Here is a 26,372-nt window from a genome sequence, read left to right as displayed (position 1 = left end):
TCCCTCTCGTACGTGGATGAGCCGGAAGGAGCTGTCACGACTGCTTCGACAAGGCAGATGTTTCCAATGGCGCGTATTGTCGCTCTCGCGCTCATCGCGGTTATGACAGCCGGCCTGGTATACGTCGGTCTCGCCTCCCGCGCCGAGCGGATCTCCCCGCCGCCCGGCGCAGCGGCTGGTGATCTGACCCTGGAACCTTGCAGCTACGACACTGAAAGTGGCCCCGTGGCCGCCGACTGCGGCACTCTGGTCATTCCCGAGAACCCCACCGAACCCGAGGCACGACTGATCGCACTACCCGTAACCCGCATCCACGCCCGCTCGGAGCAGCCCGGCGAACCGATCTTCTGGTTGGACGGCGGCCCCGGCGGCACGAACATGGAGTTCAAGCAGGCGAACCGGCTCACAGATAAACACGATCTTGTCCTGGTGGGCTATTGCGGCATCGACGGCTCGGTCCGCCTGGACTGCCCCGAGGTGGAGGCAGCGCTCGGCGGCTCCGACGACCTCCTTGGCGAAGAGTTCCTCCGGGCGTACGCCGAAGCGTTCGGGAGGTGTGCGGACCGGCTGACCAACGAGGGCGTCGACCTCACTCAGTACGGGCTCGTGCAGCAGGTCGATGATATGGAAGCCGCCCGCGCGGCACTCGGCTACGACCGGATCGATTTGCTGAGTCAGAGCGCCGGCACGCGGACCGCGATGATCTACGCCTGGCGCTATCCCGACAGCATCCATCGCTCGGTCATGATCGCGGTCAACCCACCCGGTCACCTGCTTTACGACGTCCATATGGCAGACGAGCTGATGGACCGGCTCTCGGCCTACTGCACCAAGGATGTTGCGTGCCGGGCGCGTACCGACGACCTCGCTGCAGCGATTCGGCAGACCGCGGCTGACATGCCAGACCGGTGGGGGTTGCTGCCGGTCAAGGGTGGCATTGTGCGGGCCTCGTCGTTCGTCGGCATGACGCAGCCGGACTCGGCGTTACCGCCGGGACGCGACGCGACGCTCGAAGCATGGATGACGGCTGCCGCAGGTGATCAAAGCGGGTTCTGGCTGATCTCGCTGCTCGGCGAAACGATGTACCCGAAGTTCTTCGTCTGGGGTCAGTATGCCGCGGCCGCCAGCCTCGACACCGTGGCAGCGCGGGAATACTTCGCCTCCACGGACCGGGACTACTCGAACCTCGGCTACGCCGCCAGTGCGAGTAGCTGGGGTGAGGGCCGCTGGCTGGACCTATGGCCCGTCGCAGCAGAGAAGGACGAGTACCGCCAGGTGCGCACCTCGGAGGTGCAGACCCTGCTCATCAACGGCGAGCTCGACATGGCCACGCCACCGCAGGCGGCAACGACCCAGTTGCTGCCGTCGCTACCCAACGGCCAGGAGGTCGTGCTTACCGGGTTCGGACACTCACCCACCTTCTGGGCCGACCAGCCTGAGGCCGGCACCCGATTGATCACGACGTTCCTCGACAGCAGCCGGGTCGACGACTCCCTTTACGAGCCACAACCGGTCAACTTCACTCCGTCGACGACGCTTGGCTGGACCGCGAAGAGCGTGCTGGGCGTGATGGTCGCCGTGGCGGTGCTCACTATCGGGTCGCTGGTCTGGATGGCCCGACGGACCCTTAAGGGTGGCATCGGACCCAGGGCCAGCGCCGCACTGCGATCGGTGTATCCGATCGTGCTTGGCCTCGGCGGATGGTTCCTCGCCATACTGTCTTTCCAGGTTGCCCGGATGAACGTGTCACTCGACAGCGAGCCGCTCGTCGTTCTCGCGGCGGGCTCGCCGATCGGTTTGGGGGTCTTCCTGGCCTGGACCAGCCGGACCCGGTCAGCAAAGACTACGCAGACCGGGTTCGCCGTGGCCGTGCCGGGTGCCCTTGTTGGCGCCTGGCTTGGCTTCAACGCCTCGACGGCCCCGTTCGTCGGGATCGGGTTCGCAATCGTGGGTTCCATCGCAGCTGCCAACCTCGCCCTGATTTTCCTCGACATAGTCACCGTCCCCTCCACGGGGTCGATCCCAAGTAAGCTGCGGGGCCCTGCGGACCATTCAGGGAGTGCAAAACGGATCTCTACGAACCGGAGCCCGAAATAGACGATGCACCGATGTGTATCACCCGCGCGTCGGCTACGCCAGCGGAAGCTCCAGGCACCCTTCGCCGGCATTCCAGCTGCTTCCGGTGCCCAGGTCGCTGCAGAGGCGGGCCATCCGGTCCGCGGTATCGCGGGCGCTCCGGACTGCCAGCCGGACCCGGAAGCCGGCGATGATGGTGGGAAACAAGCGCAGGGCCCGCGGCGTTCCGCCGTCGGTTTCCATCAGGAAGATGAAGGACAGGTCGTTGCGTTCCTCAGGGTCCACGGCGTAGTCATCGACGAAGTCCCCGGCGCTGTAGATGATGGGCCGGCCCCGGTAGACCTCGACGCCGCGGAAGACATGCGGTGAATGGCCGAAGACGACGTCGGCGCCCGCCTCGACCAGCTGCCGCGCCAGTGCCCGGTGCTCTGGTGGGACGTCGGAGCCCCAGTTGCCGCCCCAGTGGGCCGATACGATGAGCAGTTGCACACGTACCTTGGTCCGTCGGAGCAGCGCCAGCAGTTGGTCGACGCGCTGCCCGTGGGTTGTCACGGGGACGTAGTACACGCCAGGGGTGCCGGGAGCCGCCTCCCAATCCGGCTGGTTGTCCGTGAACGCCACGAACCCGACGGCGGTGCCTCCCACGCGGCAGACGGCTGGCCGAGCGGCTGAGGTCAGGTCCGTACCCGCGCCCGCATGCAGGATTCCGTGCCGGTCCAGCGTGGGAAGCATTTCCTGCAGCGCGTCCGTTCCGTAATCGAGCACGTGGTTGTTCGCCAGGGAGACCAGGTCGATCTGCGCCAGGAGCAGGCTGCGTACGTTCTTCAGGTCGGTGCGGAACGTGAAGACCTTGCCCGGCGCGGGTTTGCCGCCGTCGGCCAGCACGCATTCGAGGTTGGCGATCCTCAGGTCCGCCCGCCGCAGGACCGGAAGGGTGTCACCCCAGGGATAGGCGGGGGCAACGGTCTGCAAGTGGTCGTTCACCAGCCGGCCGAGCATAACGTCGCCGAGGAATGCGATCTGCATGGCACCAGCATGGACTGCCTGTCCGGGAAGCGAAAGAGCGACCGTTGGAGCGTCCGGCCCCGCGCGCGGCGGGAATTTTCGGTCGGGGCCGGCGTTGGCTCTGAGTATGAAAGCTATCGTGTACCGTGCCACCGGCGATCCGTCTGTTCTCGAGCTCGTAGACCGCGAGATCCGCGACCCGGGGCCCGGGGAGGTGCGCGTGCGGATCATGGTGTCCGCGGTGAACCCCACCGACTGGAAGTCGCGCCGCGGCTCCAAACCGGGCGAACCCTTGCCTTTCGCGGAGGTCGTCCCGAACCAGGACGGCGCCGGAGTTGTGGACGCCGTGGGACCCGGCGTCGAGCGTTTCCATGTGGGTGACAGGGTTTGGCTGGCGTTGGCCGCCTATCAACGCGCCGACGGCGGGACGGCGCAGGAGTTCGCCGTGCTGCCGGCCGAGCGGGTCTTTCCGCTGCCGGAGAACGCCGGGTTCGACGTCGGCGCGAGCCTGGGCGTTCCCGCGGTCACCGCCCATCGGGCCCTGACCATTGCCGAAGACGGCCCGCGGCGCCTGCACCCGGGAGCCCTGGAAGGCAAAGTGATTCTCGTCGCGGGAGGGGCCGGCGCCGTGGGCCATGCGGCGATCCAGCTGGCCAAGTGGGCCGGCGCCGTCGTGATCACGACCGTGAGCGGCCCGGCGAAGGCTGCGCTGGCCACGGCCGCCGGCGCCGATCATGTCATCAATTACCGGGAAACCGACGCGGCCGCGGAGATCCGCCGGATTGCTCCCAACGGCGTCGACCAGATCGTGGAGGTGGCACCGGCGCGGAACGCCGAACTCGACCTGGCAGTGATCCGCAACCGCGGCTCCATCGCCGTCTACGCCAACAACGGCGGCGATCAGATGACCCTGGACGTACGCAGGCATTTCAGCCTCAATGTCCGCTACCAGTTCGTGCTGCTCTACACCGTTGGCACGGCGGCGGTGCAGGTCGCCGCCGAGGACATCAATGCGGCCATCGCCGACGGCGCCCTTCCGGTGGGAGAGGCCGCAGGCCTGCCGCTGCATCGCTTTGACCTGGCTGACACGGCTGCGGCCCACTCCGCGGTGGAAGAGAGCATCGTCGGCAAGGTCCTGATCGATGTGTCAGCGGGCTAACAAATGACGCATCGGGAGCCTCGCGCGGGAGTCATCACCCTGCAGCCGGGACCGGGCGGGGTGGCTATCAGCATGCGACGGTTGTACCGGGCAGGGGCTGCCCGATCCAGGTGTTCCCTCCCACTGTGGGATAAAGTCCTCGAACGTTATAGGGCCTGGGCGCCCTTCCCCCTGAGACTCTCACGGTGATCGGGCTGAGGTCATTTTGGGCCCTGTCCACCACAAACTGCGGCGCCGTGTCGGTGGGGTCACGAAAGATCTCGACACGGAACGCGCTGGCGCGGGGTACGTAACCATAGTTGGTGAAGGTGATCGTCAGGTCCCTGCCGTTGCAGCTGGAGGCAGCCACGGTACCGACAGGCTGGGCCAGGCTTAACGTCGCTGCATTCATCTGGCCCGTGGCCCCCGCTGTAAACGCTGCTTCCGCAATCCCGGGTGCGAGGAGCAGTACCGCGGCCGTTGTCAGGACCCCGGCGGAACGCGCGAAACCGGAGGGCCGGCCTGACTCGGTCTTTCCGCTGGTGCGCACGGCCTGGGCTCTCCTTGTCAGTCTCGGGGTCGGGATCCATTCTTGCCTGTCTACGGCGCCTGGGCCCGCGGGACCCGTTTCGGGCTCAAGGCCTAGACCAGTACCGCACGTACGGTACTCATCGCCGGTGGTCCGTGACGGGCGGGGAATTCACTCCAGGTTCTTTCTTCCAAATCGACACCAGGACCATGCAGACCAGGACGGCGGGAGCGCCATACATCAAGCCCTGCAGGAGCACCGGTTCGCGCAGGACCCGGATGGCCGTGCCGAGGTAGGGGATGGTGGCGGCGTGGACATGGACCGTGCCGCCCTGCAGGGCGGCGGTCCATGGGTCGGCACCACTGTTTGCGTCGCCCTTTGTGCGGATGACCGTGGTGCCGTTGTCGTTCCGGCTAATCTCGACGATCCGATGGGTTTCGACGCGGTGGTCCTCGACGGGGATCCCGTAGGTGATGACGTCCCGGTTTTTCAGCTCGCTGACAGGCTTCGGGACCGATACCACGACGTCGCCGGCGTTGATCATGGGGGCCATGGATCCGGTGAGCATCGTGCTGGTCTGGTACCCAAGAACCCTGGGCCCAACGGCCAGGAACAGGAAGAGGGCCGCGGCACCGATCATCACGGACGTGGTGGCAGCCCTGGTGATGCCCCGGAATGCCTTGGCCCATCGTGTGGTCCGCGCAGTGGTAGGGGAGACCGCCGTCGTTGACCGGGTGCATTGGGTTGGTGATGCCGTCATGGCAGTGTCCGTTCCGGGTGGTATTCCTCCGCCGCCCGGTTTCGGCAGGCGGCGGAGGAAGCTGTGGTTACTTGCTGGCGCCGGAGCGCTGGGTTCCGGTGAAGGACAGGTCGATGGAGCTGCTCTTGGCCTGGAAGCTGTTGTCCGCTGCACCTGGCAGGGACAGGGTCACCCGGAGGTTATCGGTGTTGCCGGCCGCGGTGGAGCTCAGGCCGGCCAGGGCGAGGTCCGCGCCGATGACGGAGCGGGAGGCCAGGACCTGGGTGACGGTGCCCCCCGAGCACGTGTAGGTGTAGGCGGGGGCGGTGCCGGCCTCGGTCCACGGCACGGAGCACTTGTCGATCGCGAGTTGCAGGCCCAATGCCGGGTCCGTGTCCAGCTTGGATGTGGCGGTCGCCAGTGTGGTCAGCGTGATGGCGGACACCGACTGGTTGCCTGTGGCATTGGTGAGCGTTACGGCTCGCTGCACCGTGTCCCCTGGTACAAGGCCGGTGGCGGCGACGCTGAGCCGGTTGGCTGCGCCCGAGGCGCCCAGCGAGATTGCCACGGTACCGGAGGCAACATCGGTGGAGGCGGAGGTGCTGGAGGTGAACGCGCCGTACGTGCCCAGGCCTGCGACGCCGGCGGCGGTGCCGACCAGGGCCAGGGAGGCGACGACTTTACCGGTGGTGGTGTTCAGGCTGAGACCCATGATGACGAACTCCCATTTCTTTGACGGCGGCCCGCCTTCTTGCGGACCTTGTGGCTGCCGGTTCTCCTGCCGACAACGCCAACAATGCCGGTCCCGTATCAAGTTGCTGGGTCGAATACGGCCAAGATCCCATCAAAAAACGGCCCGCAGGCACAAGGTTCGATCAAGGTCCACACTCTGAACCTTCGCGAGGGAGCCGCGATGCTCGCGGGCGGCATGCGGGTGGGGCTCGCACTATGCTCTGAAGATGGCGGTTCGAGATCCGGAAGCTACAACCAGGAACATCAATCAAGAGCTCACTCAACGGCGCGGGTGGATTCTGACCATCGCGGTCGGGTTCGCGCTGCAACTGCTGAGTTTTGTCATCGGCCTGAAACCAGTGGGGCCGCTGTGCGGCAGCCCGCTGCTCCCGAATAGCCGTGCGGCTGAAATTTCCGACGCGCAGGGACAGACTGTCGGGCTGGCGACAGAGTGCTACCGGCAGATCGACTCCGCGTCGGTTTCGGTCTGGATTGTGATGGCGCTGGGGATCGGCCTGGTCCTGACGGGAGTCGCGGTCAGAATAGTGGGAATCCGCCGGTCCGTTGCCCGAGCCGGGAACCTTGGGGAGCCTGTGCAGGGTTAGCGGCGCTGCTGCCTTCCGGCCCACTGGTGCTGGCTGAACACCCCGCCGCTGACGCCCCCTGGCAGCGGGGGGATCGCCGATGGCGCGGGCTCTTCCTTCGCTGGCGCTGCCGCCCGCCGGGCCGGCTAAAGCGTTTCGGGGATCGGCCGTCCCGGGAAGAGTGCCGCGTATTGCCTGCGGTACATCCTGCGGCCGATGAGTCGGTAGCCGAGGCGGGCGAGGGCCGGGATCTCCTCGAAGAAGATCGCCCTTCGGTCCTCGGGCGGGTTGGTGGCCAGAATCAGTCCGAGGTACGTGACCAGGAACTTCTTGTCGTGCTGCCTGACGCCGTGCTGCACCATTGCGTTCAATTCCTCCTCCGTCATTACGCGATCGACGGCGGGCATCACCTCGGTGACTTCGCGGCGCAGATGCTCGCTGAGAACGGAGTGAACGTCTTCGTAGCCTTTTGCGAGTTCGTCCCTGGTGCCTGCCTCTGCAGTCTGCATCCAGCGCTTGCGAACGGGCCCGATGCTCTCCACTCGGTCTTTGATCCCTCGGTGTTGTTGGAGCATCTGCTCCACGTGTGACGCGCATGCCGGAGCCCGTTCGGCGAGTTGCGGGTACATGAACAGGTTCTGGCCTTCCTGGTGGACTAGGAGCACCTTGTCGAAGTTGCCGAGCACTTCCCCCACGCGCGCGGCGCGGGCGGTGTCTCCCGCCGCGGTCGAGCGCACCAGGTTGGGCGCCTCCCGGTATGCCCAGAGGAGGAAATGGTGAACGCGCCGGATGCCGGTAGAGCCCGAACTCAGGACCGGTCCCGGGGGCACGGGAGCTGCGGTTTCGCCGGGCAGCATCGTGAAGAAGTCAGTCATTTGGATTGCCTCCATTTCGGGAATCGGGCGGGACCGCCCGGTTGCGGCTGGTGTTTGGCGGCGGGCCCGGTTGCGTTGGGTCCAGTCGGCGTAGGGAGGACGCCGATGTGCACGGCCGCTTCCGCGCCTGAAGGGGAGGGCGTCGCAAGGCGCTCGCTGGTTGTTGCCCTGGGGCGATTGCAGGAATGGGCGCCCAAGTCCGCCGGGATGACGGCTGTGCCGGTCATGCAGATAATCTACTACAAAAGTAGTGAGATGTCACTACGTTTGTAGTAACGAAGCGCCGGAGCGCCTCTTACAGCTGCAGGTCCTCGAACGTATGGAGTTCCCTGGCCGGGGTTGGAGTGGCAAGGGCTTCCTGGGCCTTGGGGAGGGACGTGAACTGGTCGTTCATCGGGTCCCAATCGAACAGGTGGGCAAAGTCCAGGCCCGTGAGTTCGCTGACCCTGCGGATTGGAACCTGGAAGGTTGCCGGGGTGAACGCTTCCCGGAGTATTTCCTCCACGAGTTCATGCTGGCTGATCATGTAGGCACTGGCTGAGTGGCTCCCGTCCGGTCGCCCGAACACCGGAATTTTCCAGAAGGCCAGCGGGATGGGGGTTCCCTGGAAGTCCGGATCGCGCGCGGTGAAGACCGGACCGGTAAACACCGTGAGCCGGAGCCCTTCGGCCTTCGCGGTATCCAGCAGGTAATCTTCCAGGCCGGCCCACAGGGACGCACCCTGGTTGAACTTCTTGTGCTGGGGTGAGCAGTTGGTGAAATGGAAGGTATCGTCATTGGCCGCGCGGGCAACGTCGGCCGGGCCCCAGGCCGGATCGAGGCGGCGGACCAGGTGCCCCCGGTCGAAGTCATTGTCCGTATAGAGCTCGTCGCCCGTCTGCTCAGACCGGTCCAGGCGTGGGTCGAAGTACCACTTGTCCCGCTCACGCTTGGGTGACTGGCTGAGCTGGCCGTCGACGTTCACTGCCGTGTAGAGAGCCAGGCGCCTTGTCCGCTGCATGACGAGGCTGAAATGGTGATAGTTGAGCACCGCTGGATCCTGCCCGGCGGCTGCGCCACGGTTCATCGCAGCGTCGGCACGCTGCCCGGCCGTGAGGACCGGCAAAGGCACAGCCGTGCCCAGGAAGCCGGGGTCGTACCCCTTCCTCCCGGAATAGTCCGGATCTATCGCCACTGCCTCTTCAGCGACTGCACTTCCGGTACCCGGGACCGCATGGCTCGGGTCCGCGGACGTCTGGGCCACTCCCTGAGCTGCCTGCACCGCGCCGAGCCGCACTGTGATGTGCAGGGGAATGGTGAGGGAAACCGCTCCGCCTTCGACTGTGGCGGGCTGGTGCAGTGCGGGTTGCGTCCGGACCTCAGCCCGTTGTTCCGCAGCTGGGACTTGGGGCAGTGCGGGCGGCGGCGGATTGAGCGCCTCCCCGAGCAGGGCGCGTTCACCCTCGTTCATGCCTTCAGCGCCCTTCTCCAGCCACGTCAGGATGCTGCTGATCCTGACGCCCTCGTTGGCTATCCACCGGATCTTCAGCTCATCCTGCGTTCTGTCCCACACCGTGCCGTCGACGGTCAGGATCTCTCCTGCTTCGTTCCGCGCGGGGACGCCGGAGTGGTGGAGGCCCAGGACCTCCCACTGGTTGTTGAAGAGCGGTGACCCGGAAGAACCCGGCGATGTGTCGGTGTGGTAGTGCAGGAACTGGTCGAACCGGTCGAGGAGTTCGTTTTGCTGCAGGGCAAGCTGCTTCTCCTGGCCTTCGGGGTGCTGGATGATGTTGATGGATTCGCCGAGCAGGATTTTGCCCTGCTCCTTGGTGGTGCGGTTGAAGCCGAAACCCGCCAGCGGCACCGGCGGCGAAGTTCCGTCGGGCCGGGACTGCGCCGCTACGGCCACCACGGTGACGTCAAGGCCGGTATCAGTGCGGAAAAAGGTGTCCGGTTCCAGGTCGAACTGTGATGTGGCCAGGGGAAGGCCGCTGATGCCGTTCTGGAAATTGAACTCCAGCCGGGAGAACCGGGCGGACTGGGCGTCGGGCAGGACGTGGTTGTTCGTCAGGGCAAGGCGGGGCGAGATCATAAAGCCGGTGCCGAAGGAACGGACCTGGAACCGGTCGCGGACGATAACCCTGCCCACAGTGCGTGAGACCGCCGTACCCAGTTCCAGGAAGGCGATGCCAAGCAGGTTGCTTCCGCCGATGATCCGTTCCAGCACCAGGTCTCCCAGCACCTGGTCTTCCCGGACCTGGCCGGGTTGGACAGGGGAGGTATCCGCCGTCGCCTTCAGCGCGTCCATGACCACCGGCTGGCGCAGGACCCGCCGGCTGCGCAGCTCCACCCGTTCGGGGGCATCGACGTCGAGGATACTTCCCTGCGGAGTTTGGGCCGCCGCAATCTTTTCTTCGGTTCCCGCGCGGGGAACCTCCCGCGCTTCGAACCGGGCCTGGGTGGCGGTGAGCACATCTTCCGGTATCACCATCGGTCCGCTCCTTTAGCGCTGTTCGGGCGTGGCATCAACTGCGGTTTCGCCAAGAACGCGGAATCACTTAGTTGGCGTTCGTGGGTGCCTGGACCAAGCCTGCGCCCACGTCCACTGGATCCGTTCCGGCCGCAAGGGGCCGGAACGTTCCCGAGGCGATCAGTTTGGCCTGCAGGAGTACCGGACTGAGGGGGCCTTGAGCAAGGAGCTTTTCAGCCCATAGCGCCGCCACGCCGGCCACGTGGGGTGTTGCCATGCTGGTTCCGCTGATGGTTTTGGTGCCGCCGTTGAGCCAGGCGCTGAAAACCCCGACGCCGGGACCGGCCACGGTCGCCATCGTATTGGAGAAGGGGGCTACAGTGAGCCCGCTGGCGCCGTCAGCGAGGGCGGCCACGGACGTGATTCCGTAGGCCGCGGCCGGCGGGGCAACGTTGATCTCGTACGCGGGATTGCCGTTGCGTTCGCTTTCGTTCCCGGCCGCTGCGACCACCACTGTGGTCTGGGCGACGGAGGCGCGGGCGTTGAGAAGGTTGGCGAGCTGCTCGAAAAGCCTGACGTTGGCGCGGTAGCCCTCAAGGGCTATTGATGTGGCGGCGGGGATGGTCAAGCCGTTCACTTTGACCAGTTCGTCCACCCACCCGGGAAAGTCCATTCCCAGGGACATTGAGATGACCTGGGCACCGTTGTCGGCCGCCCACAGCATCGCCGAGGCAAGTATGTCGCTGCTGCCGCCGTTCGGGCCTCCAAGGACTTTGCCGATTACCGCCTTCTGGACGCCGGGTGCGACGCCGATCCGCTGGCCTGAGAGGTCGCGGCCAAAGATGGTGCCTGCGCAGTGGGTGCCGTGGCCGTTGTCGTCGTCAGCGCTGCCCGCCCCCGTGAAGTCCTTCGTGACCAGGTTGACGCCGGCGAAGGCCGGATGGGTGGCGTCGATGCCGGTGTCAAGGACCGATACGGTCACACCGGCGCCCGTGAACGGCGATTTATCCGCGCCCACGGCCTTGACGCCCCACGTGGCGGCAGCGGCGGGTGCCGCATCGGCCGCGAGGGGCTCAATGAGTTTCATTGGCATGGCAGGGGCGAAGCCAAGGACAGTGGGATCGTTCCGCAGTGCGGTGAGGGTGGCATTTGAGGGGTTCTCCTCCCGATCCACCGTCAGCCCCACGGCGCGTTCAGCGATGTTCTGGGCGGTGCTTTCGAGTCCCGGGGCTGCTCCCGGTCCATCGAAAGGGTCACGGGTAGCGCCCAGGGACGGGGCGCGCAAAATGACGATCTTCTGGTTGGGTAGCTGTGACATCTTGGGCTCCTTGGCCTTTCCACGGACGGGGCTGCGCTTTGGGCGCATCGGCTGCAGCAGTTGTGTTGGCAGTGCCGGGCGGGGAACCGCGCTCCACATGGCGCTAGGTTTACGTCTGGTGGCGTTACTCCGGCGTTACCGGATCGAACCCAGTGCCTTCGGGACGGCAGCCAGGTTCACGATGAGGACATGGAGGTCTCCGGCGTGGATGTTCCCCTCTGCCTGGGACTCGCCGCGCTATCGTTTCCCGTAATGCCTGACGCCCGCCGGCCGGATCGCCCCGGACGAGGGCACGGGCGTGCGAAGGCTGGAATGCGAAGGGGCTCAAAATGGCTGAGGGACTGACAGTAGGCCAGTTGGAATGCCTGTTTACCGGCTCGGTGTGGGCCGAGGGGCCCGTTTGGGTGCCCCGCTCACGCACTGTGCGCTGGAGCGATATCCCCAACAACCGCATCCTCGAATTCAACGCAGCCACGGGCACCACCAGGGAGTACGCGGTGGGGGTTGAGTTCACCAACGGACGGACGCTCGACGCCGACGGCAGCGTAGTGCAGTGCAGCCATGGCCGCCGCCGGGTCGAGCGCGACCAGGAGGGCACCGTGACTGGCCTGGTGGATTCCTTCCGCGGCCGTCGCCTGAACTCACCCAACGACGTCGTGATTTCGCGTGACTCCAGCATCTGGTTCACCGACCCGCCGTACGGAATTCTTCCGGGCACCACGGAGGGACATGAAGGTGAGCAGGAGTACGGAGGCTGCCATGTGTTCCGCTTCGAGCCTGCTGCCGGCACTCTCACGGCCGTGATCACGGACCTTGTGTACCCGAACGGCCTGGCCTTCTCGCCGGACGAGTCGGTGCTTTACGTTTCCGACACCGCAGGGCCAAGCCATGGAGTACCGCTGAGGATCGTCGCCTATGACGTGAGCGGCAGCGTATGCAGCCGCCGCAAGACCGCCGTCGAGCTTGAAGACGGCCACGCCGCTGACGGCCTGCGCGTTGACGTCCAGGGGAGGATCTGGACCTCTGCCGGACCCGAAGTCAGGGTCTATTCCCCGGGCTTCGAACTCCTGGGGACCCTTGCCGTGCCCGAGACGGTATCGAACCTGTGCTTCGGGGGCCCGGACGGCCAGGACCTTTACATCACCGCGACCACAAGCCTTTACCGGATCCGCACCACCACCCGGGATGCGGCCGCCTTCACGTTTGATCCCACCGCCAACTGATCACGAGGATAACCATGCACTACAGAACCCTGGGCCGCAGCGGCACCGTCGTTTCCAGCTACGCGCTGGGAACCATGACGTTCGGTGCGGAGGCCACCGAGGAGTCGTCCTACGCAATCCTGGACAGCTACTTTGCTGCGGGCGGCAATTTCATCGACACCGCCGACGTCTACAGCAAGGGCGTTTCCGAGGAGATCATCGGCCGCTGGCTTGCCAAGCGGCCGGAGGAGAGGGACAGCGCGGTGGTGGCCACCAAAGGCCGCTTTCCAATGGGGACGTCACCGAACGACGTCGGAACGTCCCGCCGGCGCCTGACCCGCGCCCTGGACGACTCCCTCCGCCGCCTGGGAGTGGAGCAGATCGACCTGTACCAGATGCACGCCTGGGACCCGATCACACCGCTGGAGGAGACGCTGCGCTTCCTGGAAGACTCTGTCAGCCGCGGCAAGATTGCCTACTACGGCTTCTCCAACTTCCTGGGGTGGCAGCTGACCAAAGCCGTCCACGTTGCCAGTGCCCACGGCTGGAACCCGCCGGTCACCCTGCAGCCCCAGTACAGCCTCCTGGTCCGTGAGATCGAATCCGAGATTGTTCCGGCTGCGCTTGACGCCGGGGTTGGCCTGCTTCCGTGGTCTCCGCTCGGCGGCGGGTGGTTGTCCGGCAAGTACAAGAAGGACCAGGCACCCCAAGGTGCCACGCGCCTTGGGGAGAACCCCGAACGCGGCATGGAGGCCTGGAAGGCGCGCAATGACAATCCCCGTACCTGGGCCGTCATTGATGCCGTGGAAGGCATCGCCGCCGCCCGCGGCATCAGCCCTTCCCAGGTGGCGTTGGCCTGGCTGGCGGACAGGCCGGCCGTCACGTCGGTGATCCTGGGTGCGAGGACCACCGAACAGCTCGCGGACAACCTTGCTGCCGCCGACGTGCAGCTCACCCCTGACGAAACCAGCCGGCTGACGCAGGCCAGCGAGCCCCAGGCCGGCGTCTATCCCTACGGCCCGCTGGCGCAGGAGCAGCGGAGCCGCAGGATTGAAGGGGGAAGGTAGCGCCTATCGGATCATGCGGTAACGCACATGCGTGACCAGGCGCGTTCCCAGCACTTCCGTCGGTTCCAGCTTCAGGTTCCCGACGCCGTCCAGGAGCCGCTCGCCTGCTCCGAGGATCAGCGGCGCGATGTGCAGCCGCAATTCGTCGATCAGCCCGGCCGAAAGGTATTGGCGGACAGTCTCTGCGCCGCCGGCAACGGCGACGTCCTTGCCGCCCGCAGCCTCGCGTGCCTGGGCCAGCGCCGCTTCGATGCCGTCACTGACGAAATTGAAGGTGGTGCCACCCTCCATCTCCAGCGGAGCACGCGGATGGTGCGTGAGGACAAAGACAGGAGCGTGGTAGGGCGGCTCCTCGCCCCACCAGCCGCGCCAGTCCTTACCCCACGGTCCGGCTCCGGGACCGGCGAACATGTTGCGGCCCATGATGTAGGCACCCGCGGAGAGGATGCCCTTCAGCGCTTCGGCGTTGGCCTCGGCTTCTTCGAACTGCCACCGGTGCAGGTCCTCGCCACCCTCGCCCAACGGGTTGTCCGGGGTCTGGTTCGGACCGGCAAGGAATCCGTCGAGGGATACGGTCAGATCGCACGTGACGCTGCTCATGGTTTCCTTAGGGCACTGGGGGCTTGCGGGGGTTTTATCGAAAGAGGGCGGCAACTGCACTGATCCCGATCAACGTGCCGGGCACGGTGAGCCCCTCGGGACGGAGCCGCTGAAGGCGTTCCATCCGCACATGATCTCACGCCGGCCGGCGGAGGGGGAGTCCGGGGAGTCTGCCCGAAATGGGGTGGCCGGCAAACCGCCCTGGCCATGTACCCTGGCGCAGGCCCTTGAAGGCCCGATTGCAGCAGGGATAGCATGGCCGGCACCTGCCATCAAAGGAGACGGCCATGGGCGAAGCAACCCCGGAGGCGCCATCAGCAGAGCTGATGGTTGACTTCATCATTTCCCTGGACGGGTATGCCTCTGCGGAGGGCTGGCCCGGCTGGTGGGGACTGGAGGGGCCGGAATACCTGGCCTGGCTGGACCAGGAGGGGAAGGAAGACCGTACGTATCTGCTCGGTGCCAATACCTACCGGCTGATGTCCGGCATGTCCGAGGAGGCGGCTGCCGGCGGCTCAGCGTTTTCGGAGGAAGAAGGGGCCAGCCTCACGGGGCTTGCCGCGGTGCCGAAGGTGGTCTTCTCCTCCACGCTCCAGGGGCCGCTGAGCTGGCCGAATTCGGAGCTGGTCAACGGCGACGCCGTGGCGGCAGTGAAGGAGCTGAAACGGACCGGGACCCGGCCCCTGAGCACGCTCGGCAGCCTGCGGCTCTGCCGGTCGCTGCTTGAGGCGGGCCTGGTGGACAGGTTCCGGCTGGTGGTTTTCCCGGTGATTACCGGGCGCACCGGCCGGGAGCGGATCTACGACGGCTATCCGGACATCGCCCTGGAGCTGGTGGAGAGCCGGACGTTTGACGGCAGGCTGCAGCTGCTCGAGTACATTCCCACCGTGCTGGACGGACCGCCGGAGTGAATGACGACGGCGGGACGGTCATAGGTCCTGGCGGTGTCGCCGGCCGCGGCATACCTGCCGGGGACAGGGCACACTTGATGGCATGACTGATTCGGCTGCTGTGACCACCCAAGGCTCAACTGTTGAGGAGTGGACGCGTGCCCTGGCGGAGTCAAAGGGCTCGCCCGGCGGAGGGGCAGGGACGGGAGTGATGCTGGCCATCGCAGCCTCGCTGGCGTCTATGGTCGCCGGCTACACGGAACCCAAGGAGCACCAGGGGCCGGAACTCGCTGCCCTGCACGAGCGGGCCTGCGCCCTTCGCACCGATGCCCTCAAGTTGGCCGACGACGATGCTGCCGCCTCCGAAGCGTTCGGCGCCGCCTTCCGGCTTGAACGCGGCCCGGAACGGGACCGGGCGGTACACCGGGCCTCCGTTGACGCAGCCAAGGCCTCCGCCGTGCTGGGCGAAAGGGCCGTTGCTGCCATTGATGACCTTGGCTGGCTCGCCTCCAACGGGAACCCTGCGCTCATAGCTGATGTCGTCGTCGGATTCGGCGCCTTGAGGGCAGCGGTTGCGGGGGCACGCACGAACGTCAGTTTCGACCTCGCCACCCTGAGGTCTGCCGGTGCCACGCTGGACCAGGTCAGGGAAGAGCATCAGGCGCTGTGGGCGGCCGTGGAGCAGCTTACCTCGGCGCTCGAACGCATCGACCAGCTCACGGCCGCGGTGGATCACCGTGCCGCCCCCACCGACGCCGGCTGAACCGCCGCGCTTCCCGCCGCCGTCGTCCCTGCAAACGGTCCAGGCGGCGCCGCAGCGGCGCTTCTTCCCGGAACTCAACGCGGCACGTGGTCAGTGTCATGGCCCCGTGGCGGCGGAAGGATGCCCAGCTGGTAAGCGGCCGGGACGAGACGCCTACGGTGAGGGCGGGGTCGTAGATGACCGTCATCCCGGGGCGGAGGCGGTAGGAGATATCGACGTCGTCATGGACATCCGCGTTGTCCCGCACCACGCTGCGGCTGATCTCCTGCCACACTTCCCGCCGCAGTGCGAAGTTTGAACCGAAGACCGGGGGATGGCCCAGCAACAGCCGGAAGACCCTGAAATAGCCGCTCAGGAACACATGCCTTCCGGCCCAGCGGACCCACGGGCTTCCGCCATAGAAATCGGCCGGCCCGGTCACAAGGGTCATGGGGCCCGCCGCCGCCAGGTCGGCCTCCACCCGTTCCAGCCAGTCGGCCGCGGGCCTGGAGTCCGTGTCCAGCCGGGCGATGATGTCCCCTGCCGCCGCATCAAAGCCGGCGGCGGCCGTGGCAGGAATGCCCTGCAGATCCACGGGGATGCGGCGTACCCCGGCGGCGGTGCAGACGGCGGGCGTGTCGTCGCTGCTGGCGTTGTCCACCACGATGATTTCGTGGGCCGGCCTGGTTTGCCGGGAGAGCAGGTGCAGGCACGTCCTCAGCATTTCCGCGTCGTTCCGGGTGGGGATCACCACCGAAACGGCCGGGGCGTCACCGCCCGCATACCCGCTGTCCACTGCAGCCCCCTCGACCTTCAGCACCCTGTGCATTCGCGGCCTTCGCCCTTGCCCCAATGCTGGCGCAAGAAGGCCCCGGGGGTCCAACTGCCCTACCGCACTGCCTGCGCAACCTACTAGCGTGGCTGGCGTGGCAGGGACTCTGGAAAGGGTAACGGCGTGGCTGCTTGAGGGCGATCCGGCGATCAGGTGGCAGGTGCTGCAGGACCTGCGCGGCGCCGGCGACGACGAGGTCCTCACCGAACGCCGCCGCGTGGCAACGGAAGGGTGGGGCGCCCGGCTCCTGGGCGAACAGGACGGGGCCGGCACCTGGTCCCGGGGGCTCTACCTGCCCAAGTGGACTTCCACCACCTACACGCTCCTGCTTTTGCACCGGCTGGGCCTTCCGGAGGAAAACCCGCAGGCGGTCCGCGGCTGCCACTGCCTGTGGGACGGGGCCAGGTATTACGACGGCGGACCCAGCCTGTGGCGCGGACCCCCGGACACGTGCGTCGTAGGAATGCTTGGCCTCCTGGCCTCCTACTTCCGTTACGGGGAGCCGCGGCTGGACGCGGCCGTGTCCTGGCTGCTCCAGGAACAGCTTCCCGACGGCGGGTGGAACTGCCAGACCAGGCGGACAGGCTCCCGCCACGGTTCTTTCCACACCAGCATCACCGTCCTCGAGGCACTCGATGCCTACGGGCGGTCCGGCGGACCGGCCGAGGTGCGGGCGGCAGCCGCGAAGGGACGCGAATTCTTCCTGGCCCATCACCTGTACCGCTCACACACCACCGGCGAGGTGGCCGACGGGGCATTCACCCGGTTCCCGTTTCCGCCGCAATGGCACTTCGATATCCTCCGGGGACTCGAGTACTTCCGGGCGAGCGGAGCAGCGCCCGATCCCCGGCTCGCGGATGCCGTGGAAAGGGTCCGCGCGGCCCGGAATCCTGACGGCAGCTGGAAGCGGTACGCGCCATACCCGGGCAGGCAGTGGTTCCCGCCAGAACCGCAGGGCCCCAGCCGCATGACCACCCTGCGGTGCCTTCGCGTGCTCCGCTGGTGGGACAGTACCGGCAGCGCGGGATGAAATTGGCCTCAGAGCAGCGGCCACGGGCGGCGCATCCCGGTCCGGTCCACCGGCATGACGCGGCCCCGCCCGGGTTCCCGGGGGAAGGGGCAGCCGCCGTGGAACGGGTGTTTGGCGAAAGTCCTCGATTCACGGCACGGGAGGGGGCTACCGTGGAGGGGTGACTGATCGTCCCGATATCTTCACAGTTGGCGAGCTGCGCGCCGCCGGCCACGCCCACAAGGACCTCCGCCAGGAAATCCGAGACAACCTCCTCGCCGCGCTCGCCGCCGGCAGGGATCCGTGGCCAGGTTTGTACGGGTTCAGCCGCACGGTCATTCCCCAGCTGGAGCGCGCCCTGATTGCCGGCCACGACGTGGTGCTGCTCGGCGAGCGCGGGCAGGGCAAGACCCGCCTCCTCCGCACCCTGGCGGGGTTGCTGGATGAATGGTCGCCGGTCATCGAGGGCTCGGAACTGAACGAACACCCCTTCGAGCCCATCACCGAGCACTACCGTGCCCTCGCCCTCACCGAGGGTGACCGGCTGCGGGTGGCGTGGCGCCACCGGTCGGAGCGGTACGTGGAGAAGCTGGCCACGCCGGACACGTCCGTCGCTGACCTGATTGGCGACGTGGACCCGATGCGCGTGGCGGAGGGCCGCCGCCTCGGGGATCCGGAGACCATCCACTACGGCCTGGTTCCGCGTTCCAACCGGGGCATCATCGCCATTAACGAACTGCCGGACCTTGCGGAACGGATCCAGGTGTCCATGCTGAACGTGATGGAGGAGCGCGACATCCAGATCCGGGGCTACGTGCTCCGCCTGCCGCTGGACGTGCTGGTGGTCGCGTCCGCCAACCCGGAGGACTACACCAACCGGGGCCGGATCATCACGCCGCTGAAGGACCGCTTCGGCGCCGAGATCCGGACGCACTACCCAATCGAGCTCGACGACGAGGTGGCCGTCATCCGGCAGGAGGGGCAGCTGGTGGCCAACGTCCCGCCGGTCATCCTTGAGATCCTGGCGCGTTACACCCGCGCGCTGCGGCAATCCCCGGCGATCAACCAGACCTCGGGGGTTTCGGCGCGGTTCGCCATCGCGGGAGCCGAAACTGTGGCTGCCGCGGCGCTCCGCCGGGCGAGTGTGCGCGGCGAGGCCGAGGCTGTGGCCCGGATAGTGGACCTTGGGACAGCGGTGGAAGTCCTGACCGGCAAGATCGAGTTCGAGTCGGGTGAGGAAGGCCGCGAGCAAGCCGTCCTTGACCACCTCCTGCGCACAGCCACTGCCGAGGCGGTGCGCGCGCACTACCAGGGCCTCGATCTCGGCCCGCTCGTGGCAGCGCTCGACGGGCACACCACAGTCACCACCGGAGAGCACGTCACGGCGCAGGAGTTCCTGGAGAACCTGCCGTCCCTGAATGGATCGGGCCTTTACGACGAAATCGGCATCCGCCTCGGCGCAAAGTCAAAGGGCGAGCGCGCCGCCGCGATCGAACTCGCCCTGGAAGGCCTCTACCTTGCCCGCCGGATCTCCAAGGAGTCCGACGACGAGGAAACGGTCTACGGCTAGGGGCACCATGGACAGCCACCACCACTCCGCCAGGTACGGCCGGTACACGGGCGGACCCGATCCCCTTGCCCCGCCCGTCGACCTGGCGGAGGCGTTGGACGCCGTCGCCGACGACGTGATGGCAGGTTACTCACCCCGCCACGCCCTGCAGGAATTCCTCCGGCGCGGCGGCCGGCGCCGGGAAGGCCTGGACGACCTCGCCCGGCGCGTCCAGCAGCGCCGCAGTGAACTGCTTGGCAGGCACCGGCTGGACGGAACCCTCAGCGAGGTCAGGCAGCTCCTGGATACCGCCCTCCTGGAGGAACGCAAACAACTCGCCCGCGACGCGATGATGGACAATACGGACCGTGCCTTCCGGGAGATGCAGCTCCAGAACCTGCCCCAATCCACCGCGGCGGCCGTCAACGGGCTCGCTTCCTATGATTGGCAGTCCGGCGCCGCCAGGGAAGCCTACGAGCGGATCAAGGACCTGCTGGGCCGCGAGGCCCTGGACCAGCGCTTCGCCGGGATGAAGCAGGCGCTTGAGAACGCCACGGAAGAGGACCGGGCAGCCGTCAGCGGTATGCTCCGGGACCTGAACACGCTGCTGGACAAACACCGCCGCGGGCAGGACACGGAGGCTGACTTCCAGGAGTTCATGGCGCGGCACGGCCACCACTTCCCGGAAGATCCGCAGTCCGTGGAGGAGCTGATTGACGCACTGGCCAAGCGGGCAGCTGCGGCCCAGCGGCTCCTGCAGTCCATGTCGCCGGAGCAGCGGGAGGAGCTGATGCGCCTGTCCGCACAGGCTTTCGGGTCGCCGGAACTGATGGCCCAGCTCGACCGGCTCGACGACACCCTTCGGGCACTGCGTCCCGGAGAGGACTGGACCGGGTCGGAGCGGTTCGAGGGGCAGGAGGGGCTGGGCCTCGGCGACGGCACCGGCGTCCTGCAGGACATCGCGGAACTGGACGAACTCGCCGAGCAGCTTTCCCAGTCCTACAACGGGTCAACCCTCGGTGACCTGGACCTGGATGCCCTGGCCCGCCAGCTTGGTCAGAACGCGGCCGTCACCGCACGCACGCTGGCGGAGATCGAGCGGGCCATGCAGGACGGCGGGTACCTGCGCCGTGGCGCGGACGGGGACCTCCGGCTTTCGCCCCAGGCCATGCGGCGGCTCGGGAAGTCACTCCTGCGGGATACCGCGAAACAGTTGTCCGGCAGGCAGGGGCGCAGGGACACCCGCGTGGCGGGAGCTGCCGGCGAGCAGACCGGCTCCAGCCGCCAATGGGAGTTCGGGGACGCCGAGCCCTGGGACGTCACGCGCACGCTGACCAACGCGATCAGCCGTACCGCGGCCGACGGCGGGACCCCGGGCGCCGGACTCCGCCTCACCCCCGCGGACATCGAGGTGAGCGAGACAGAGGCCCGCACCCAGGCCGCCGTCGTCCTCCTTGTGGACGTTTCATTCTCGATGGCCGCCGAGGGGCGGTGGGTGCCCATGAAGCGCACTGCCCTGGCGCTGCACCACCTCGTGTCCACGCGCTTCCGCGGGGACAGGCTGGAGCTGATCACGTTCGGCCGCTGTGCCCAGGCGATGGATATAGGCGAGCTCACGGCCATGCCTCCCCGGCGTGAACAAGGAACAAACCTGCACCACGGATTGCTGCTGGCCGGCCGGTTCTTCCGCAAGCATCCCTCCATGCAGCCCGTCCTCTTGGTGGTGACCGACGGCGAGCCCACCGCCCACCTGCTTGCGGAAGGCGAACCGTGGTTCTGCTGGCCACCGGCCCCGGAGACCATCCGGGTGACGGTGGCGGAACTGGACCGGCTGGGCCGTGCCGGCACGCAGGCCACGTTCTTCAGGCTGGGCAACGACCCCAGCCTGGAACGGTTCGTGCAGCGCATGGTGCGCCGGGTGGACGGCCGGGTGGTGGCCCCCGAGGCCGGGGACCTCGGAGCCGCTGTGGTGGGGGAGTACCTGCGTGCGCACTTCCGCGGACGCGCGTTCGGAGACTCCGACTGGGCCTCCTAGTTACAGCACGGGATGGGTGCCCGGTCGTGGACGCCGGGCATGGAGAACCGCGGAATCGTGGCCCGGGCTGATGGCCGCGCAGGGCTGATCCGTGTGAGGATCGGAGTATGCCTGACCGCCTGATGCTGCTGGACACTGCCTCGCTGTACTTCCGCGCCTTCTACGGAATGCCGGATACGATCCGGCGCGGGGACGGCACACCGGTCAACGCTGTCCGGGGACTGCTGGACATGATTGCGCGGCTGACCACTGATTATCAGGCAACGCACCTGATCGCCTGCTGGGACGATGACTGGCGCCCGCAATGGAGGGTGGACCTTCTCCCCACCTACAAGGCCCACCGGGTGGCGGAGGCCGTCGCGGGCGCACCGGACGTCGAGGTGGTTCCGGATGCGCTGGAGGCGCAGCTTCCGATGATCCGCCGGGTTCTTGGGCTCGCCGGCATCGCCATCGTGGGCGCGCCTGACCACGAGGCCGACGACGTCGTGGGCACCTACGCGAGCCACGCGGACCTGCCCGTGGACGTGGTGACCGGAGACCGTGACCTCTTCCAGGTCTGCGACGACGAACGGCAGGTCCGGGTGATCTACACCGCCCGCGGCATGAAGAACCTTGAAGTCATCACCGAAGAAGTCGTGGTGGCCAAGTACCGGGTGCTGCCCCGGCAGTACGCCGACTATGCGACCCTGCGCGGCGACGCCTCGGACGGGTTACCGGGCGTCGCAGGTATCGGCGAAAAGACCGCAGCGTCCCTGCTGCTCAAGCACGGCACCCTGGAGGGACTGCTGGAAGCGGCCGGGCATTCCGGCAGCGGACTGTCCGCACCGGTGCGGGCCAGGTTGGCCGCCGCCGCGGACTACCTCTCGGTTGCCCCCGCCGTCGTCAGGCTCGTGCGGGACCTGGACCTGCCCAGCCCCGAACAGGCTGGGGCCAAGCTAAGCCCCGTTGCGGGGGAGCCGCGCACCGAACTGGAGCGCCTCGCCAGCGAGTGGAACCTGGGCGGCTCGGTCCGGCGGCTCCTGGCGGCCCTCGACCTGCAGCGGTAGGGACTGCAGTTCCTTCTTTGTGGCGCTCCCTCAACGCACCACGCCGCACACTCACCCTTGCGTCCCGCTTGCGTAGTCCGGATCGGGTAGTAAGCTTGCTGACCATTAGTAGTAAGCTTGCTGATTAGTCGGAGAAGCGGGAGCAGGTCGAACACATGAGTGCAGTTATTGGTGCCATCTGGTCCCTGGTGGCCGCCGCCGGAGCGGCGCTGGCGGCCAGCGCGCCTTTCGGTGCTGCAGGCCATGGTGGCCAGTACCTCGCCGGTCACGTGCTCTTGGGCGTGGGCCTGGGCCAGCTGCTCGCCGCAGTACTTCGCGCAGCCGTGCGCCGGGTTCTCCGGAAAGCCCCCCGGACAACGCAGGTACCCCTGGCAGCAGTTCCGGAAGCGGCACCTGCTGCGGCCCTGACACTAGCAGCGGCTGTCCCTGCACCGGCAATTGACGCAATCGAAACCACTGCCGTGACGGTCCTGTACCCCCGGCCGGCCGCAGTCCTGCCCCTGCAGGGCAAGCATGCCGCCTGAGATTCCAGGGCCCCGCAACTCGGGGAAGGCTCTCCCGAAGCCCCAGCGGCGGACGGTTTGGACCGTGCTGGCCGCCATACTCGCAGCTGCCGCCCTGGTGGCCGGAGCATTCTTTGCCTCCGCAGGTCTTCGCGGCTCCGACTCGGATGAGGCAACCCTTCAGGGCTTGCAGATCCGCGTGCTCAACGTGAGCCAGGCCGCCGCGGAGAACAGGCTGGACGGCGCCCTCGCTGCCCTGGACGCGCTCGAAAATGACCTGGAGGCTGCCGCCGCAGGGGGCCTGGTCTCGGCGTCCAGGTATCGTGGCATCGAAGCCGCATTGTCGTCGGTCCGGGCCGAGATCACCCGCCACATCGAAGCCCAGGCCGCTGCGGCTTCCGCAGCCAAAGCAACGGCTGTCGCAGCCGAAACCCCCACCACGGACGCCTCCGCCACGCAGTCGCAGCCCGTCCCGCCCCAACCGGAATCGCCCGCCGCCGCCCCGGCGCCCGAATCCGCACCCCAGGGACCGGGACTGCCCGAAGCCGCCAAAGATTCCAGGGGCAGGACCAAAGGTACGGGAAAGCCCTGATCCCGGTGTCAGTCCGCGCCTCCGTCACGGCGGCAGCGAAGTTCCGGGCAAAATGGAGGGATGACTTCTCCGAGCGGCCTGAAGGTGCCGCCAGCCGGCAAGGCCTTCAACCTGGCGGCCATCGGCGCCGGACTGCCCTTCGCTGACTCGCTCGCGGCTTTGGCTGAAGCCCTGGACCGCAGCGGTGCCGGAGGAACAGCAGGTGCCGGAGGAACGGCAGTAGTGCAGGCGCCGCCCGGAACAGGCAAGACCACCCTGGTGCCGCCGCTCCTCGCAAACCTCCTTGCGTCCGCCACCGGCCAGCCGGGCCGGGTCGTGGTGACCCAGCCCCGCCGCGTCGCCGCCCGTGCCGCCGCCCGCAGGCTGTCCGCCCTGGACAGCAGCCGGCTGGGGAGCCGCATCGGGTACACCGTCCGCGGCGAACGCCAGGCAGGACCCGAAACCCTCATCGAGTTCGTCACGCCCGGCATCCTGCTGCGCCGCCTGCTGGCCGCTCCGGACCTCCCCACGGCCGGCGCAGTGGTCCTGGACGAGGTCCACGAACGCGGGCTGGAAACGGATCTGCTCGTCGGCATGCTCGCTGAAGTCCGCCAGCTGCGCGGCGACCTGGCCGTCGTCGCAATGTCCGCCACCCTCGATGCGCCCCGGTTTGCCGCCCTGCTGGGAGACCACGACGGCGGCGGGCCGGCACCCGTCGTCGACTGCCCTTCCGCGCTCCATCCCTTGGGCATAGAGTGGCGGCCGGCTCCCGCCGCCAGGCTGGACGGCCGGGGAGTAGCGCCCGCGTTCCTGGAGTTCGTGGCCGGGACGGCCGCGGAAGCCCACCGGCGTGAACTGGCACAGAACAGCGCCACAGATGCCCTGGTCTTCCTCCCCGGGGCGAGGGAGGTTTCCCAGGTCGCGGCGAGGCTCCGCAGCCTGCTTGGCCCAGGGACGGACGTGCTGGAACTCCATGGCCAGGCAGCGCCGGCGGAACAGGACCGCGCGGTATCCGGCCGTCGCCCGGGCGACAACGCCAGGATCATCGTCTCCACAGACCTCGCCGAGTCCTCACTGACCGTCCCCGGCGTCCGGCTGGTGGTGGATTCAGGGCTTGCCCGTGAGCCGCGGCGTGACGCTGCCCGCGGGATGAACGGACTGGTCACAGTCTCCTGCTCCCGGGCCTCGGCGGACCAGCGTGCCGGGCGGGCAGCCCGTCAGGGGCCGGGGATCGTAGTCCGCTGCTACAGCCAGCAAGCCTTTGGCGCCGCGCCGGCCCACGTGACCCCGGAAATCAACGTGGCGGACCTGACGGGCGCCGCCCTGCTGATGGCGTGCTGGGGGTCCCCAAGGGGGAAGGGCCTCCCCTTGCCTGACGCGCCGCCGCAGCAGGCCATGGATGATGCGATGGAAGTTCTGGCGGAGCTCGGGGCCGTGTCCGGCAGCGGCCAGGCCACCCGCGCAGGCAGGACCCTCGCCGGCATTCCCGCCGATCCGCGGCTGGCCCGTGCCCTGCTCGACGGCGCGGCAGCGGCCGGCTCCAGGGCGGCGGCTGAGGTGGTGGCTGCCGTGGCAGGTGATGGCCGCGCTCCCGGCGCAGACCTGGTGCGGCTCATGTCCCAGTTGCGCAGTGACAGCGGGCCGGCCGGGCGGCGTTGGACGGAGGAGAGCCGCCGCCTTCAGGCGCTGGCCGGGCAGGCAGGCCCGCTGTCCGAAGCTCCCGCGATTCCTGCCCTCACCGGCGGCACTGAGGTGGTGGGCGCCGTCGTCGCCCTCGCTTTTCCCGACCGCGTGGCACGCAGGGTCCCCGGCGACGGGCCGGAGCGCTATCTGCTGTCATCCGGGACCCGGGCAGGCTTGCCGGCCGGAAGCAGCTTGGCAGGGCAGGAATGGCTGGCCGTTGCCGAGGTGTCCCGCGCCGAAGGCAGGGACTCCGCCGGCACCGGTGCCGTGATCCGCGCCGCGGCTCCGCTCTCGGCCGGCCTTGCCGAGGCGGCGGCGTCACACCTTCTGGCTGAGGCTGTTGAGGCGGCCTTCACGCAGGGCCGCGTGACCGCCCGCAGGGTCCGGCGATTGGGCGCCATTGGGCTCGCGTCCACTCCCGTGCGTCCGTCGCCCGCGGAGGGGAGGGCTGCGGTAGCAGCAGTGCTGCAGAAGGACGGACTTTCCGTCCTCAAATGGTCGACGCCGGCAGCATCCTTGCGCAGCCGCCTCGCCTTCCTGCGCCGTGAGCTGGGCGGGCCGTGGCCGGACGTGTCGGAGGCCGGGCTCCTTGTCCGGCTGCAGGACTGGCTGGGACCCGAGCTCGAGGCGCTTGCAGGGGGTGCGGACGCCAACACCATTGACCTCACCGGGCCCCTCCGGCGGCTGCTTCCCTGGCCGGAGGCAGCCAGGATGGATGAGCTCGCCCCGGAATGGCTGGAGGTCCCCAGCGGCTCCAGGGTGCGGATTGAGTATCCGGAACCTTCAGCGGGGACGGAACGGCCCGTGGTTGCCGTCAAACTCCAGGAGTGCTTTGGGCTGGCAGAGACGCCCCGCCTGGTCCATGGCCGGGTGCCGGTCCTGTTCCACCTGTTGTCACCGGCCCGGCGGCCGCTCGCCGTCACCGACGACCTGACATCCTTCTGGTCCGGACCCTACGCACAGGTCCGCGCCGAGATGAGGGGGCGCTATCCCAAGCATCCGTGGCCGGAAGATCCCTGGACCGCACCGGCCACCGCACGGACCAAGCAGCGGAAATAGCCCGCTGCCGCGTTCGCCTCCCCGGGCCCGCGGCCCCGCGTGAGATCTCCGATACACGCCCGTTACGTACCGTCGACGCGCTGAAACATGCACGGCATAGGCTCGTTTCCACTTGGACAGTGTTGTCCTCAACAGGAAA

General features: G+C 67.7%; 23 protein-coding genes. 14 read left to right on the top strand and 9 right to left on the bottom strand.

All coding sequences use genetic code 11. From position 1 onward, the window contains the following. Positions 1-66: 66 nt before the first annotated feature. Positions 67-2,097 carry an alpha/beta fold hydrolase gene (locus GK109_RS21445; RefSeq protein WP_197432529.1) on the top strand — a complete coding sequence of 677 codons (2,031 nt, stop codon included), beginning with the start codon at positions 67-69 and terminating at the stop codon, positions 2,095-2,097. Positions 2,098-2,130: 33 nt separating this feature from the next. On the opposite strand, the gene GK109_RS21440 is transcribed toward GK109_RS21445, so the two are convergent. Further along, positions 2,131-3,102 (bottom strand): CapA family protein, encoded by a 972-nt coding sequence (locus tag GK109_RS21440; protein WP_157242411.1) that lies wholly within the window; start codon positions 3,100-3,102, stop codon positions 2,131-2,133. A 106-nt stretch (positions 3,103-3,208) separates the two neighbouring features. On the opposite strand from GK109_RS21440, the gene GK109_RS21435 reads away from it, so the two are divergent. Continuing rightward, on the top strand, positions 3,209-4,240 hold the full coding sequence (locus GK109_RS21435; protein ID WP_157242410.1) for an NADPH:quinone reductase: 1,032 nt from the start codon (positions 3,209-3,211) through the stop codon (positions 4,238-4,240). 67 nt (positions 4,241-4,307) lie between these two features. On the opposite strand, the gene GK109_RS21430 is transcribed toward GK109_RS21435, so the two are convergent. The 3 genes from GK109_RS21430 to GK109_RS21420 form a co-directional block, all read right to left on the bottom strand. Beyond that, the gene (locus GK109_RS21430) at positions 4,308-4,769 is read right to left on the bottom strand and encodes a hypothetical protein (protein ID WP_157242409.1); all 462 of its coding nucleotides are present in this window, start codon (positions 4,767-4,769) and stop codon (positions 4,308-4,310) included. 118 nt (positions 4,770-4,887) lie between these two features. After that, positions 4,888-5,508, bottom strand: a complete 621-nt coding sequence (locus tag GK109_RS21425) for a signal peptidase I (RefSeq protein ID WP_157242408.1) — start codon at positions 5,506-5,508, stop codon at positions 4,888-4,890. 67 nt (positions 5,509-5,575) lie between these two features. Continuing rightward, positions 5,576-6,199, bottom strand: coding sequence for a TasA family protein (locus GK109_RS21420; RefSeq protein ID WP_157242407.1), 624 nt, complete (start codon positions 6,197-6,199; stop codon positions 5,576-5,578). Between the two features lie 247 nt (positions 6,200-6,446). On the opposite strand from GK109_RS21420, the gene GK109_RS21415 reads away from it, so the two are divergent. Continuing rightward, positions 6,447-6,824 (top strand): hypothetical protein, encoded by a 378-nt coding sequence (locus GK109_RS21415; RefSeq protein WP_157242406.1) that lies wholly within the window; start codon positions 6,447-6,449, stop codon positions 6,822-6,824. A 125-nt stretch (positions 6,825-6,949) separates the two neighbouring features. Here the strand turns inward: GK109_RS21415 and GK109_RS21410 are convergent, their stop codons facing one another. The 3 genes from GK109_RS21410 to GK109_RS21400 form a co-directional block, all read right to left on the bottom strand. Next, positions 6,950-7,678 (bottom strand): hemerythrin domain-containing protein, encoded by a 729-nt coding sequence (locus GK109_RS21410; RefSeq protein WP_157242405.1) that lies wholly within the window; start codon positions 7,676-7,678, stop codon positions 6,950-6,952. 295 nt (positions 7,679-7,973) lie between these two features. After that, complete coding sequence (locus tag GK109_RS21405; RefSeq protein WP_157242404.1) at positions 7,974-10,148, bottom strand: DNA/RNA non-specific endonuclease; 2,175 nt, start codon at positions 10,146-10,148, stop codon at positions 7,974-7,976. Between the two features lie 67 nt (positions 10,149-10,215). Further along, the gene (locus GK109_RS21400) at positions 10,216-11,445 is read right to left on the bottom strand and encodes a S8 family serine peptidase (protein WP_157242403.1); all 1,230 of its coding nucleotides are present in this window, start codon (positions 11,443-11,445) and stop codon (positions 10,216-10,218) included. Positions 11,446-11,774: 329 nt separating this feature from the next. On the opposite strand from GK109_RS21400, the gene GK109_RS21395 reads away from it, so the two are divergent. Then, positions 11,775-12,668, top strand: coding sequence for an SMP-30/gluconolactonase/LRE family protein (locus GK109_RS21395; protein WP_157242402.1), 894 nt, complete (start codon positions 11,775-11,777; stop codon positions 12,666-12,668). 14 nt (positions 12,669-12,682) lie between these two features. After that, a complete protein-coding gene (locus GK109_RS21390) occupies positions 12,683-13,714 on the top strand; it encodes an aldo/keto reductase (RefSeq protein WP_157242401.1) in 1,032 nt (343 codons plus the stop codon). 3 nt (positions 13,715-13,717) lie between these two features. Here GK109_RS21390 and GK109_RS21385 read toward each other — a convergent pair whose 3' ends face one another. Next, on the bottom strand, positions 13,718-14,314 hold the full coding sequence (locus GK109_RS21385) for a dihydrofolate reductase family protein (protein WP_157242400.1): 597 nt from the start codon (positions 14,312-14,314) through the stop codon (positions 13,718-13,720). Positions 14,315-14,601: 287 nt separating this feature from the next. Between GK109_RS21385 and GK109_RS21380 the strand changes: the two genes are divergently transcribed. Then, on the top strand, positions 14,602-15,225 hold the full coding sequence (locus GK109_RS21380; RefSeq protein WP_157242399.1) for a dihydrofolate reductase family protein: 624 nt from the start codon (positions 14,602-14,604) through the stop codon (positions 15,223-15,225). Positions 15,226-15,307: 82 nt separating this feature from the next. After that, on the top strand, positions 15,308-15,967 hold the full coding sequence (locus GK109_RS21375) for a cyclodeaminase/cyclohydrolase family protein (protein WP_157242398.1): 660 nt from the start codon (positions 15,308-15,310) through the stop codon (positions 15,965-15,967). Here the strand turns inward: GK109_RS21375 and GK109_RS21370 are convergent. Beyond that, positions 15,921-16,775 (bottom strand): glycosyltransferase family 2 protein, encoded by an 855-nt coding sequence (locus GK109_RS21370; protein WP_157242397.1) that lies wholly within the window; start codon positions 16,773-16,775, stop codon positions 15,921-15,923. The genes GK109_RS21375 and GK109_RS21370 overlap by 47 nt on opposite strands. A 97-nt stretch (positions 16,776-16,872) precedes the next feature. On the opposite strand from GK109_RS21370, the gene GK109_RS21365 reads away from it, so the two are divergent. The 7 genes from GK109_RS21365 (at position 16,873) to hrpB (ending at position 26,233) form a co-directional block, all read left to right on the top strand. Further along, positions 16,873-17,808: a hypothetical protein gene (locus GK109_RS21365; RefSeq protein WP_157242396.1), complete on the top strand. Its 936-nt coding sequence runs from the start codon at positions 16,873-16,875 to the stop codon at positions 17,806-17,808. Between the two features lie 160 nt (positions 17,809-17,968). After that, positions 17,969-19,357, top strand: coding sequence for a sigma 54-interacting transcriptional regulator (locus GK109_RS21360; RefSeq protein WP_370460750.1), 1,389 nt, complete (start codon positions 17,969-17,971; stop codon positions 19,355-19,357). A 7-nt stretch (positions 19,358-19,364) separates the two neighbouring features. After that, positions 19,365-21,371: a VWA domain-containing protein gene (locus GK109_RS21355; RefSeq protein WP_157242395.1), complete on the top strand. Its 2,007-nt coding sequence runs from the start codon at positions 19,365-19,367 to the stop codon at positions 21,369-21,371. Positions 21,372-21,478: 107 nt separating this feature from the next. Next, entirely contained in the window at positions 21,479-22,417 is a 939-nt protein-coding gene (locus GK109_RS21350; RefSeq protein WP_157242394.1) for a 5'-3' exonuclease, read from the top strand. Positions 22,418-22,572: 155 nt separating this feature from the next. Beyond that, positions 22,573-22,941: a hypothetical protein gene (locus tag GK109_RS21345; RefSeq protein ID WP_157242393.1), complete on the top strand. Its 369-nt coding sequence runs from the start codon at positions 22,573-22,575 to the stop codon at positions 22,939-22,941. 64 nt (positions 22,942-23,005) lie between these two features. Further along, entirely contained in the window at positions 23,006-23,512 is a 507-nt protein-coding gene (locus GK109_RS21340; RefSeq protein ID WP_157242392.1) for a hypothetical protein, read from the top strand. A 60-nt stretch (positions 23,513-23,572) separates the two neighbouring features. After that, positions 23,573-26,233, top strand: a complete 2,661-nt coding sequence (gene hrpB / locus GK109_RS21335; RefSeq protein ID WP_157242391.1) for an ATP-dependent helicase HrpB — start codon at positions 23,573-23,575, stop codon at positions 26,231-26,233. Positions 26,234-26,372: the final 139 nt, after the last annotated feature.

It is taken from the genome of Pseudarthrobacter sp. GA104, assembly GCF_009741265.1.
Lineage (GTDB): Bacteria > Actinomycetota > Actinomycetes > Actinomycetales > Micrococcaceae > Arthrobacter.
Note: the sequence above shows the minus strand (reverse complement) of the source record. Positions and strands in the feature narration are given on the sequence as shown.

Coding starts and splice junctions, on each gene's coding strand:
- GK109_RS21445 (WP_197432529.1), top strand. CDS start 67: ATGGCGCGTATTGTCGCTCTCGCGCTCATCGCGGTTATGACAGCCGGC.
- GK109_RS21440 (WP_157242411.1), bottom strand. CDS start 3,102: ATGCAGATCGCATTCCTCGGCGACGTTATGCTCGGCCGGCTGGTGAAC.
- GK109_RS21435 (WP_157242410.1), top strand. CDS start 3,209: ATGAAAGCTATCGTGTACCGTGCCACCGGCGATCCGTCTGTTCTCGAG.
- GK109_RS21425 (WP_157242408.1), bottom strand. CDS start 5,508: ATGACGGCATCACCAACCCAATGCACCCGGTCAACGACGGCGGTCTCC.
- GK109_RS21420 (WP_157242407.1), bottom strand. CDS start 6,199: ATGGGTCTCAGCCTGAACACCACCACCGGTAAAGTCGTCGCCTCCCTG.
- GK109_RS21415 (WP_157242406.1), top strand. CDS start 6,447: ATGGCGGTTCGAGATCCGGAAGCTACAACCAGGAACATCAATCAAGAG.
- GK109_RS21410 (WP_157242405.1), bottom strand. CDS start 7,678: ATGACTGACTTCTTCACGATGCTGCCCGGCGAAACCGCAGCTCCCGTG.
- GK109_RS21405 (WP_157242404.1), bottom strand. CDS start 10,148: ATGGTGATACCGGAAGATGTGCTCACCGCCACCCAGGCCCGGTTCGAA.
- GK109_RS21400 (WP_157242403.1), bottom strand. CDS start 11,445: ATGTCACAGCTACCCAACCAGAAGATCGTCATTTTGCGCGCCCCGTCC.
- GK109_RS21395 (WP_157242402.1), top strand. CDS start 11,775: ATGGCTGAGGGACTGACAGTAGGCCAGTTGGAATGCCTGTTTACCGGC.
- GK109_RS21390 (WP_157242401.1), top strand. CDS start 12,683: ATGCACTACAGAACCCTGGGCCGCAGCGGCACCGTCGTTTCCAGCTAC.
- GK109_RS21385 (WP_157242400.1), bottom strand. CDS start 14,314: ATGAGCAGCGTCACGTGCGATCTGACCGTATCCCTCGACGGATTCCTT.
- GK109_RS21380 (WP_157242399.1), top strand. CDS start 14,602: ATGGGCGAAGCAACCCCGGAGGCGCCATCAGCAGAGCTGATGGTTGAC.
- GK109_RS21375 (WP_157242398.1), top strand. CDS start 15,308: ATGACTGATTCGGCTGCTGTGACCACCCAAGGCTCAACTGTTGAGGAG.
- GK109_RS21370 (WP_157242397.1), bottom strand. CDS start 16,775: ATGCACAGGGTGCTGAAGGTCGAGGGGGCTGCAGTGGACAGCGGGTAT.
- GK109_RS21355 (WP_157242395.1), top strand. CDS start 19,365: ATGGACAGCCACCACCACTCCGCCAGGTACGGCCGGTACACGGGCGGA.
- GK109_RS21350 (WP_157242394.1), top strand. CDS start 21,479: ATGCCTGACCGCCTGATGCTGCTGGACACTGCCTCGCTGTACTTCCGC.
- GK109_RS21345 (WP_157242393.1), top strand. CDS start 22,573: ATGAGTGCAGTTATTGGTGCCATCTGGTCCCTGGTGGCCGCCGCCGGA.
- hrpB (WP_157242391.1), top strand. CDS start 23,573: ATGACTTCTCCGAGCGGCCTGAAGGTGCCGCCAGCCGGCAAGGCCTTC.